The organism is Zavarzinia sp. (assembly GCF_049306435.1).
GTDB lineage: Bacteria > Pseudomonadota > Alphaproteobacteria > Zavarziniales > Zavarziniaceae > Zavarzinia.
The window spans coordinates 1-1635 of record NZ_JBAQRT010000079.1; the positions used below are offsets into that span (position 1 = coordinate 1).

At 69.0% G+C, this 1635-nt stretch carries 2 protein-coding genes; one reads left to right on the plus strand and one right to left on the minus strand.

What is annotated here, in order from left to right; all coding sequences use genetic code 11:
* The coding region (gene hemC / locus WAZ62_RS03995) for a hydroxymethylbilane synthase (protein WP_422642234.1) at nucleotides 1–744 on the minus strand (744 nt) is incomplete at its 3' end.
* Nucleotides 745–794: 50 nt separating this feature from the next.
* On the opposite strand from hemC, the gene tsaD reads away from it, so the two are divergent.
* The coding region (gene tsaD, locus WAZ62_RS04000; protein ID WP_422642235.1) for a tRNA (adenosine(37)-N6)-threonylcarbamoyltransferase complex transferase subunit TsaD at nucleotides 795–1635 on the plus strand (841 nt) is incomplete at its 3' end.

Here is a 1635-nt window from a genome sequence, read left to right on the forward strand (position 1 = left end):
GGCGAGGCCGGCGATCGGGGTGCGGCACGAGCCGTCGAGACCGGCGAGGAAGGCGCGCTCGCAGGCCGCCGCGATGGCGCTGGCCTTGTGATTGAGCGGGGCCAGCAGGGCGGCGACGCGGGCATCCGCCGCCCGCCGCTCGATGCCGATGATGCCCTGGGCGATCGCCGGCAGCATGTCCCCGGGCTCGAGAATGCCGCCCGCCTTGTCGGCGAGGCCGAGACGGCGGAGGCCGGCGAGGGCGAGGAAGGTCGCGTCGAAGGTGCCGTCGGCGATCTTCGACAGGCGGGTGCCGACATTGCCGCGCAAGGATTGGACGACGAGATCGGGCCGCCGCGCCTTCAGCTGGGCAGCCCGGCGCAAGGAAGCCGTGCCGACCCTGGCGCCCGGCGGCAGGGCGGCGAGGCTGGCGGCGCCGATCAGGGCATCGCGCGGGTCCTCGCGCTCCAGGAAACAATCGATGATCAGGGCGTCCGGCAGGACGGTCGCGACATCCTTCATGGAATGGACGGCGAGATCGATGCTGTTGTCGAGCAGCGCTTCCTCGATTTCCTTGGTGAACAGGCCCTTGCCGCCGATCTCCGACAGGCTGCGGTCCAGGATCCGGTCGCCGGTCGTCTTGATGATAAGGATTTCGCTCGGCAAAAGGTCGGGATGGGCAGCGGCCAGCAGGTCGCGCACCATATGGGCCTGGGCGAGGGCGAGCGGACTTCCGCGCGTGCCGATTCTCAAGGTTGCTTGCAAGGTTCGACCATCCAGTGTTACGGCAAAGCCTTAACATGCGGTCAGGGGATATGGAAACTACCGGGATCGCCGCAGCATCCTGTCTGGTGCTGGGCATCGAATCGTCATGCGACGAGACGGCGGCGGCCGTCGTGGACGGCAACGGGCGGATTCTGTCCAATGTCGTGCTGTCGCAACTCGACGAACACCGGCCTTACGGCGGTGTCGTGCCGGAAATCGCCGCCCGCGCCCATGTCAGCCATCTCGACGGCTTGATCCGTCAGGCGCTTGACGAGGCAGGGATCGGTCTGTCCGACCTGTCGGCCATCGCGGCGACGGCGGGGCCGGGCCTGATCGGCGGCGTCATCGTCGGTCTGACCACCGCCAAGGCCATCGCGCTCGGCAGTGGCAAGCCCCTGATCGGCATCAATCACCTCGAAGGCCATGCGCTGACGCCGCGACTCGTCTCCGATGTCGGCTTTCCCTATCTGCTGCTGCTGGTTTCCGGCGGCCATTGCCAGTTGCTGGCGGTCGAGGGCGTGGGGCGGTATCGTCGCCTCGGCACGACGATCGACGATGCGGTGGGCGAAGCCTTCGACAAGACGGCGAAACTCCTCGGTCTTGGCTACCCCGGCGGGCCGGCGGTGGAAAAGGCGGCGGAGGTTGGCGATCCGGCGCGCTTTGCCCTGCCGCGGCCGATGATCGGCCGGCCGGGCTGCGATTTCTCGTTTTCCGGGCTGAAGACGGCGGTCCGCGAGACCCTGGCGGCGCTGCCCCTGCCGGTTACCGGTCAGGACAAGGCGGATCTCGCCGCCAGTTTCCAGGCCGTCGTCGGGGCGGTCATGGTCGATCGCACGCGGCGGGCCCTGGCCCTGATGCCGGCGGGCACGCCGCTGGTGGTCGCTGGCGGCG